8 protein-coding genes are annotated in these 8,975 nt (G+C 65.3%); 6 read left to right on the top strand and 2 right to left on the bottom strand.

Annotated elements, in window-relative coordinates; translation table 11 throughout:
- On the top strand, positions 1-2,226 hold a 2,226-nt coding region (locus EN738_RS25060), incomplete at its 5' end, for a ribonuclease E/G (RefSeq protein ID WP_145966922.1).
- Between the two features lie 126 nt (positions 2,227-2,352).
- Here EN738_RS25060 and EN738_RS25065 read toward each other — a convergent pair.
- Both EN738_RS25065 and EN738_RS25070 read right to left on the bottom strand, forming a co-directional pair.
- A complete protein-coding gene (locus EN738_RS25065; protein ID WP_127286053.1) occupies positions 2,353-3,282 on the bottom strand; it encodes a glutaminase in 930 nt (309 codons plus the stop codon).
- Positions 3,283-3,292: 10 nt separating this feature from the next.
- Positions 3,293-4,441 carry an aminotransferase class I/II-fold pyridoxal phosphate-dependent enzyme gene (locus EN738_RS25070; RefSeq protein ID WP_127286054.1) on the bottom strand — a complete coding sequence of 383 codons (1,149 nt, stop codon included), beginning with the start codon at positions 4,439-4,441 and terminating at the stop codon, positions 3,293-3,295.
- 134 nt (positions 4,442-4,575) lie between these two features.
- On the opposite strand from EN738_RS25070, the gene EN738_RS25075 reads away from it, so the two are divergent.
- From EN738_RS25075 to EN738_RS25095, 5 genes are all read left to right on the top strand, one after another.
- Complete coding sequence (locus tag EN738_RS25075; protein ID WP_127286055.1) at positions 4,576-5,985, top strand: M48 family metalloprotease; 1,410 nt, start codon at positions 4,576-4,578, stop codon at positions 5,983-5,985.
- Positions 5,986-6,045: 60 nt separating this feature from the next.
- The gene (locus EN738_RS25080; RefSeq protein WP_127286056.1) at positions 6,046-6,849 is read left to right on the top strand and encodes a DsbA family protein; all 804 of its coding nucleotides are present in this window, start codon (positions 6,046-6,048) and stop codon (positions 6,847-6,849) included.
- 145 nt (positions 6,850-6,994) lie between these two features.
- A complete protein-coding gene (gene aroQ, locus EN738_RS25085; RefSeq protein WP_127286057.1) occupies positions 6,995-7,429 on the top strand; it encodes a type II 3-dehydroquinate dehydratase in 435 nt (144 codons plus the stop codon).
- Between the two features lie 26 nt (positions 7,430-7,455).
- Entirely contained in the window at positions 7,456-7,923 is a 468-nt protein-coding gene (accB, locus tag EN738_RS25090) for an acetyl-CoA carboxylase biotin carboxyl carrier protein (RefSeq protein ID WP_127286058.1), read from the top strand.
- An 8-nt stretch (positions 7,924-7,931) separates the two neighbouring features.
- On the top strand, positions 7,932-8,975 hold a 1,044-nt coding region (locus EN738_RS25095; RefSeq protein WP_145966923.1), incomplete at its 3' end, for an acetyl-CoA carboxylase biotin carboxylase subunit.

The following is an 8,975-nucleotide window of genomic DNA, read 5'->3' on the forward strand; positions in this document are numbered from 1 at the left end:
CTGGAAGAGGTGCAGTCCTCGCATCCCGACGACCACGAGATCGAATCGGTCGGCGCCGAGGATGCGCTGGAAGAAGTCCGCAACCGCCGCAAGCCGGTGCGCCGCCAGTACAAGATCCAGGAAGTTATCAAGCGCCGCCAGATCCTTCTGGTGCAGGTGGTCAAGGAAGAGCGCGGCAACAAGGGCGCCGCGCTCACCACCTATCTGTCGCTGGCCGGCCGCTATTCGGTGCTGATGCCGAACACGGCGCGCGGCGGCGGCATTTCGCGCAAGATCACCAACGCCCAGGATCGCAAGCGTCTGAAGGAGGTCGTGGCCGATCTCGAAGTGCCGCAGGGCATGGGCGTTATCCTGCGCACCGCCGGCGAGAGCCGCACCAAGGCCGAGATCAAGCGCGACTACGAGTATCTGATGCGGCTTTGGGAAAATGTCCGCAACCTGACGCTCCAGTCGACGGCCCCTGCCCTGGTCTATGAGGAAGGCAGCCTGATCAAGCGCTCGGTGCGCGACCTCTACAACAAGGACATCGACGAGATCCTGGTCTCCGGCGAGGACGGCTATCGCGAGGCCAAGGACTTCATGCGCATGCTGATGCCGAGCCACGCCAAGGTGGTTCAGCCCTATCGCGACACGACGCCGATCTTCGTGCGCAACGGCATCGAGGCGCAGCTCGATCGCATGCTGCAGCCGCAGGTGACGCTGAAGAGCGGCGGCTACATCATCATCAACCAGACCGAGGCGCTGGTCTCCATCGACGTCAATTCGGGCCGCTCCACCAAGGAGCACTCGATCGAGGACACCGCGCTCCACACCAATCTGGAAGCGGCCGAGGAAGTCGCCCGGCAACTCAGGCTGCGCGACCTTGCCGGCCTGATCGTCATCGACTTCATCGACATGGAGGAGAACCGCAACAACCGCTCCGTCGAGAAGCGGCTGAAGGATCACCTCAAGAACGACCGCGCCCGCATCCAGGTCGGCCGCATCTCGCATTTCGGCCTGATGGAGATGTCGCGCCAGCGCATCCGCGCCAGCGTGCTGGAATCGACCATGAAGCCCTGCCCGCATTGCGGCGGCACCGGCCACGTGCGTTCCGACTCCTCGGTGGCGCTGATGGTGGTCAGGGCGATCGAGGAATTCCTGCTCAAGGATTCGCGCAGCCACATCACGGTGCGCACGCCGTCCGCGACCGCGCTCTACGTGCTCAACCACAAGCGCGGCACGCTGGTGGAGCTCGAAAGCCGCTTCGGCCTGACCATCACCATCGAGGCCGACGATACGGTCGGCGCGCAGCACTATGCGATCTTTCGCGGCGCGATCGCCGAAAAGCCGGAGGGCTTCGTCGAAGCGCGCAGCCTGCCGACCTATGTCGAGCCGGAGGAGCCCGAGGACGAGATCGTCATCGAGGACGAAGACGAGGCACCCGCCGCCCAGGCCGAACAGCCGCGCCATCCCCAGCAGCAGCAACCGCAGCCGAGGTCCGGCGAGGACGGCGAAGGCCGTGACCGCAAGCGCCGCAAGCGCCGCCGGCGGCGCGGCGGCAAGGATCGCGATCGCGAACACGGCGAACGGGAGCATGGCGCCCATGCGGACGCTGTTTCCGCGCCGGCTCCGGCCGATGGCGTCCCCGCCACCGCAAGCGACGAAGCGATCGAAGCGGGCGACGAGGCTCCGGTAGGCATTGCCGAGGCGGCAGAGGCAGCGGATGACGGTCACGGCAAGAAGCGCCGGCGCGGCAAGCGCGGCGGCAAGCGCAATCGACGCGAAGAGGGCGAAGGCGTTGACGCGGCTGCCGGCGAGGAAGCCGACGGCATCGAGACCGACGCGCCGGAAGCCGAGGCTGTCACAGCCGAACCCGTGGCAGTTGTACCCGTCGAGGAGCCGCCCGTGCCTGCTCCCGCCAATGACGACGCCCCAAGCACCGAGAAGCCAAAGAAGCCAAAGCGTGCATCGAGATCGAAGAAGGCCGTGGAGGCAGTTGCCGCCGAGACGGTGGCAGAGGTCGTGACGGAAGCCCCGGTCAAGGACCCGGCACCGGTCGAGCCGGCGCCAGCCGCTACCGCTCCGGCAGCGTCCGAGGAAGAAGCATCGGTCCGCTCGAACCGGCGCAAGCCGGCGGCGGTGGATGCTCCCGTCGTGCCGGTGATCTCGTCAAGCGTCAGCGACGAAGCCAAGGCCGAGGACAAGCCGAAGCGCGCCGGCTGGTGGCAGCGCAAGGGCTTCTTCTAAGCTTTTCAGTTGCTTGGACTGATTTTCTGACAAAAAAATCCCGCGTCGTGCACGACGCGGGATTTTTGCTTGGGCGCCAGGATCTTCTGGGCGCAAGGATCCGGCGGCGCTAAGCCGCGAAGATCGCTAAGGCGCGAAGATCGACCAGTTCATCATCCTCGCCAGCTTCTCCAGCGCGATCGAGCCCAGCTTGGAATTGCCGTTGGCATTGAGGCCCGGCGACCAGACCGCGAGCGATGCGACGCCCGGCACGATCCCCAATATGCCGCCGCCGACGCCGCTCTTGCCGGGGATGCCGACGCGAAAGGCGAAATCGCCGGAGCCGTCATAGTGGCCGCAGGTCAGCATCATCGCGCCGATGCGGCGCGCGCGCTCGGCCGACACCACCGAATGTCCGGTTGCCGGGTTCTTGCCGCCATTGGCCAGGAAGCGACCGGCCATCGCCAGTTGCCGGCAGCTCATGGCAATGGCGCAGTGATGGAAATAGACGCCCAGCGCCAGTTCCGGCGCATGGTGGAGATTGCCGAAGGATTTCATGTAGTTGGCAAGTGCGAAGTTGCGGTAGCCGGTGGCGCGTTCGGAGGCCGCGACCTCGCGGTCGATGATGATCGTCTCGTCGTCGGCCAGGAACTGGATGAAGCGCAGGATTTCGCCGATCGCCTCGCGCGGCTGGTGGCCGGCCAGCAATATGTCCGAGACGACGATGGCGCCGGCATTGATGAACGGATTGCGCGGAATGCCGTTCTCATGCTCGAGCTGAACGATCGAGTTGAACGGATTGCCCGACGGCTCACGTCCGACACGCTGCCACAGCGCATCGCCGACATTGCCGAGCGCCAGCGTCAGCGTGAACACCTTGGAGATGCTCTGGATCGAGAAGGCTTCTTCGGCGTCGCCGGCGAGCAGCACGCGGCCGTCATTGGTGACCGCCGCGATGCCGAACTTCCTCGGGTCGACCTTGCCAAGCTGCGGGATGTAGGTGGCGACGTCCCCGCGGTCCGTGCGCTCGGCCATTTCGGCGGCGACTTCGGCGAGCGCCTGTTCGAGTTCCGGCATGACGTCCCCGCTATTTCAGCCAGCGCTCGATGCGCGCCATCGCCTCGACCATGTCGTCGTGGCTGCCGGCATAGGAAAAGCGCATCGTGCGATGGCCTTGAAGCGGATCGAAGTCGCGGCCGGGCGTTGCCGCCACATGCGCCTCGGCAAGCATGCGACGCGCGAAGGCCATGCTGTCATTGGTGTGCCTTGTGACGTCGCAGAAGGCGTAGAAGGCGCCGTCCATCGGTGCGGCAAGCGCGAAGCCCAGTTCCGGCAGGCGCTTCATCAACAGCTCGCGGTTCCAGGCGTAGCGCGCCTTCACCGCTTCCAGGTCCTCTGTCGCCTTGAACGCCTCGATCGCGGCGATCTGCGACAGTTCCGGCGGCGAAATATAGAGGCTCTGGGCGACGCGCTCGACCGGGCGCACCAGCGCTTCCGGCAGCACCATCCAGCCGATGCGCCAGCCGGTCATGCAATAGTATTTCGAGAAGGAATTGATCACCGTCACGCCCGATCCGTAGGCGAGCGCTGTCGTGTCCGGCGCGGCATAGGCGAGCCGGTGATAGATCTCGTCGGAAATAACGGCGATGCCGAGTTCTTCCGCCGTCGAAACCAGCGCGGCGAGCTCGTCGGCCGGGATTACGGCGCCGGTCGGATTGGCCGGACTGGCGAACAGCACCCCCTTTAGCGGCCTTTCGCGGTGCGCGGTTCTCAGATGCTCGGCATGAAGATAGGCATCGCCGCCAAGCTCGACCTCGACGATCTCGATGCCCAGCGCGGCCATGATGTTGCGATAGGCCGGATAGCCGGGCGCGGCGATGGCGACGCGGTCGCCCGGGTCGAACATCGCCAGGAAAGCCAGGTTGAAGGCCGCGGACGACCCTGTGGTGACCGCGATTCGGCTGGCCGGGACATCGAGGCCGTAATGTTCGCCATAATGCCCGGCGATCGCTTGGCGCAGGTCCGCCAGGCCCAGCGCATCGGTGTAGCCGATACGGCCGACCTTCAAGGCCGCGGCGGCAGCCTGCCGCACACCTGAAGGTGCCGGGTCAGACGGCTGGCCGACCGCCATCGAAACCACCGGCACGCCGGTCGCCTTCAGCCGGTTGGCCTCGGCCAGGATGTCCATGGCGTGGAACGGCTCGACCTCGCCACGGCGCGAAAGCGAAACAACCATTTTCAAATCCAACACGCCAGGATCCGCCCTGGCAGCGCCGCACAAATGCCCGATTGATGTGGGGATCACAAGCGCAGGAAGTTTTCGGTGCCGACTTTTCATCCTTCGCCCGCTCGTCTACCAGTGGACCTGTCATGTTGAGCCGACCCAGATCGACCACTGCCAGATCGACCATTGCAGGAACCGCGCGCGGCTTCGTCACGCTTTTGCTTGCCGCCGCCGTCGCGATCTCCGGTTCGGTCGGCGCGTTTGCGCAAAACGTGCCTATCGTGCGCGACGCCGAGATCGAGGCGTTGGTTCGCGACTATGCGCGGCCGATCTTCAAGGCGGCGGGCCTTGCCAATGACGGCATCGATATCGTGCTGGTCAACGATCCGAGCTTCAATGCCTTCGTTACCGGGCGCCGCATGTTCATCAACACCGGCGCGCTGATGACGGCGGAAACGCCCAACGAGATCATCGGCGTCATGGCCCATGAAGCCGGCCATATCGCCGGCGGCCACCAGCAGAAGCTGCGCGACCAGCTCGAGCGCGCCAAGACGATGGCGATCATCGCCACGCTGCTCGGCGCCGGCGCCATCGTGGCCGGCGCCACCACCAACAGCCGGGGCCTCGCCGGCGCCGGCATGGGTGTCGCGGCGGGTGGCGGCGAGATGGCGCAGCGCAGCATCCTCGCCTATCAGCGCACCGAGGAGACGACCGCCGACCGCTCGGCGATCACCTATCTCAACGCCACCGGCCAGTCCGGCATGGGCATGTTGAAGACCTTTTCCCGCTTCCAGAGCGCCTTGTCGCTGTCCGGCACCCAGGTCGATCCTTACCGCATCAGCCATCCGATGCCGCAGGAGCGCATCGCCAACCTCGAAACGCTGGTCAAGCAAAGCCCCTACGTCAACAAGCTCGATCCGCCGGCGCTGCAGCAGCGGCATGACATGATGCGCATCAAGATCGCCGTCTACATGCAGGGACAGGCGGCCGCCTCGCGTCTGATGCGCAAGAACCCGGGCAGCCTCGCCTCGCGTTATGGCGATGCGCAGATCGCCTATTTGTACGGCAACCTCAATGCCGCGCTCGCCAAGACCGCCGCCTTGATCAAGGAACAGCCGAAGAACCCTTACTTCCAGGAGTTGCGCGGCGACATACTGATGAAGGCGAACAAGCCGAAGGACGCCGCTGACGCCTACGCCAAGGCGGTCAGCCTCGATCCGGCGAAATCGGGACTGCTGCCGGTCTCGCTTGGCCAGGCATTGATGGCGATCGGCACGCCGGAATCGCTCAAGAAGGCGGCCGCGCAGATCAGCAACGGTCTCGGACGCGACAAGGAAAACGCCGCCGGCTACCGTTACCTGGCGCAGGCCTATGGTGAGCTCGGCGAGATTCCGGCGGCCGATCTCGCCACCGCCGAAGGCCATTTCTATTCCGGCGATTACAGGAACGCCAAGATCTTCGCCATGCGCGCGCAGCAGAAGATGAAGCGTGGCGAGCCGGGCTGGCTTCGCGCCCAGGATATCATAAACTACGCGCCTTCGGGCAAAACCAAGTGAACCTTCCGGCCGCGCCAGGTAACTGAAGCGGACCGCAACAGGCAAAAGGGATCGAGGATCATGAACAAGGCAATCCTGCTTGGCACGACGGGGGCGGTGGCGGCCCTCGCCATGCTGGCGGTCGGCTTCGCCGCCGGAAATCCGCAGGTGGCAAAGGCCGATACGGCGCAAGTCGCCGAGGCCGCGTCCCCGGACACCAAAATCGACCGCAAGGAAGTGGAAGGCATTATCCGCGACTATCTGCTGAAGAACCCGGAAGTGCTGCTCGAGGTCCAGGACGCGCTCGAGGCCAAGCAGAAGGAAGAGCAGCGCATTGCCGCCCTCGGCGTCATCAAGAACGCCAAGGACGAGATCTTCAACTCCACCTTCGACGGCATCGTCGGCAACCCGAACGGCAAGGTCACCATCGTCGAGTTCTACGATTACAATTGCGGCTTCTGCAAACGCGCCATCGAGGACATGCAGGCGCTGACCAAGGCCGACCCTGACCTGCGCTTCGTGCTCAAGGAATTCCCGATCCTCAGCCCGGATTCGCAGAAGGCCAGCGTCGTCTCCATGGCCTTCCACCTGATGATGCCGGAGAAGTATGGCGCTTTCCACACCGCGCTGCTCGGCGGCCAGGGCCGCGCCACCGAGTCGATCGCCATCAAGACCGCGGTCTCGCTTGGCGCCGACGAGGCCAAGCTGCGCGAGAAAATGAAGGATCCCAGCATCAACGAGGCGCTGGCCCGCACCTATGATCTTGCCACCAAGCTGTCGATCACCGGCACCCCCTCCTATGTGGTCGGCAACGAGGTGGTGTTCGGCGCCCTCGGAAAGGACGTCCTGACCGAAAAGATCGAGGCGGCGAAGGCCGCGCTCTGACCCCCGTCGGGCCCTTGCGGCAGGCGGTTTTCCGCCTGTTGTGGACAGCGAAAGAACGCACTTGCGCTCTTTTCGCGGGCGTCTATGCCCATTATAGAGGCCCAGTGCGCCGGCTTGGGGCCGGCGCCGGGAAAGGTCGGCATTCTTGAAAACGGTTTTCGTCCTGAACGGTCCCAACCTGAACGCGCTCGGCAAGCGGGAGCCCGGCATCTATGGCGGCAAGACGCTTGCCGCCATAGATGACGACTGCAAGAAGGCAGGCGCCGACCTTGGGCTGGAGATCGATTTCCGTCAGTCGAACCATGAGGGCGACCTCGTCGACTGGATCCACGAAGCCGGCGACAAGGCTGCTGGCATAGTCATCAATCCGGGCGCCTACAGCCACACCTCGATTGCCATTCACGACGCCATCCGCGCTGTCGCGCCGCTGCCCGTCGCCGAAGTCCATCTCTCCAACATCCATGCGCGGGAACCGTTCCGCCACGTCTCCATGGTCGCGCCGGTCGCCGTCGGCATGATCTGCGGGTTCGGGCCGCTCGGCTACACGCTTGCGCTGCAGGCGCTGGCGGCACGCCTGTGACCGGCCAACAAACAGAAGGCTCGAAAATGTCTATAAAGAAGACCGGTGTTGACCAGCAGCTGATCCGCGATCTGGCGGGCATACTGAACGACACCAACCTCACCGAGATCGAGGTCGAGCTCGGTGACCTGAAGGTGCGCGTGTCGCGGCAGGCGCAGACCGTGCACGCGGTGGCGGCTCCCGCGGCCGCCTATGCGCCGGCGGCAGCCCCGGCGCAGTCCGCGGCGGCGGCCGCCGCGGCGCCGGCCGCCGACCAGTCGAAGAACGCGGTGCCCTCGCCAATGGTCGGCACCGCCTACCTGGCGCCCTCGCCGGACGCCAAGCCGTTCATCGAGATCGGCCAGAAGGTCAAGGAGGGCCAGACGCTGCTGATCATCGAGGCGATGAAGACGATGAACCAGATCCCCTCGCCGCGCGCCGGCACGGTGACGGCGATCCTGTTCGAGGACGCCCAGCCGGTCGAATACGGCATGCCTCTCGTCGTCATCGAATAGAGCCGGGAATGTTCCAGAAGATCCTCATCGCCAATCGCGGCGAAATCGCCCTCAGGGTGCTGCGCGCCTGCAAGGAGCTCGGTATCCAGACCGTGGTGGTGCATTCGACGGCCGACGCCGACGCGATGCATGTCAGGCTGGCCGACGAGAGCGTGTGCATCGGCCCGCCGCCGTCACGCGACAGCTATCTCAACATCCACCAGATCGTCGCCGCCTGCGAGATCACCGGCGCCGACGCGGTGCATCCGGGCTACGGCTTCCTGTCGGAGAACGCCAAGTTTGCCGACATCCTCGCCGCCCACAACATCACCTTCATCGGCCCGACCGGCGACCACATCCGCATCATGGGCGACAAGATCGAGGCCAAGCGTACCGCAAAGCGCCTGGGCATTCCGGTCGTTCCCGGCTCCGACGGCGCGATCAGCGAAGAGAAGGAAGCCAAGCGCGTCGCCGCCGAGATCGGCTACCCCGTCATCATCAAGGCTTCGGCCGGCGGCGGCGGGCGCGGCATGAAGGTGGCGCGCAGCGAGGCCGACCTCGAGATCGCCCTGCAGACGGCAAAGTCGGAAGCCGGCGCCGCCTTCGGCGACGACGCCGTCTATATCGAAAAATACCTGGAGAAGCCGCGCCACATCGAATTGCAGGTGTTCGGCGATGGCGCCGGCCGCGGCGTCCATTTCGGCGAGCGCGACTGCTCGTTGCAACGCCGCCACCAGAAGGTCTGGGAAGAGGCGAATTCGCCCGCGCTCAACGCCGAGGAACGCGCGCGCATCGGCGGCATCTGCGCCAAGGCCGTCGCCGATCTCGGCTATTCCGGCGCCGGCACCATCGAATTCCTCTATGAGGACGGCGAGTTCTATTTCATCGAAATGAACACCCGCCTGCAGGTCGAGCATCCGGTGACGGAGGCGATCACCGGCATCGACCTCGTGCACGAGCAGATCCGTGTCGCCTCCGGCGGCGGTCTCTCGGTCCGGCAGGAGGACATCAAGTTCAACGGCCACGCCATCGAATGCCGTATCAATGCCGAGGACCCGCGCACCTTCACGCCC

Origin of the sequence: Mesorhizobium sp. M4B.F.Ca.ET.017.02.2.1 (assembly GCF_003998955.1) — a bacterium.
Taxonomy (GTDB): Bacteria; Pseudomonadota; Alphaproteobacteria; order Rhizobiales; family Rhizobiaceae; genus Mesorhizobium; species Mesorhizobium abyssinicae.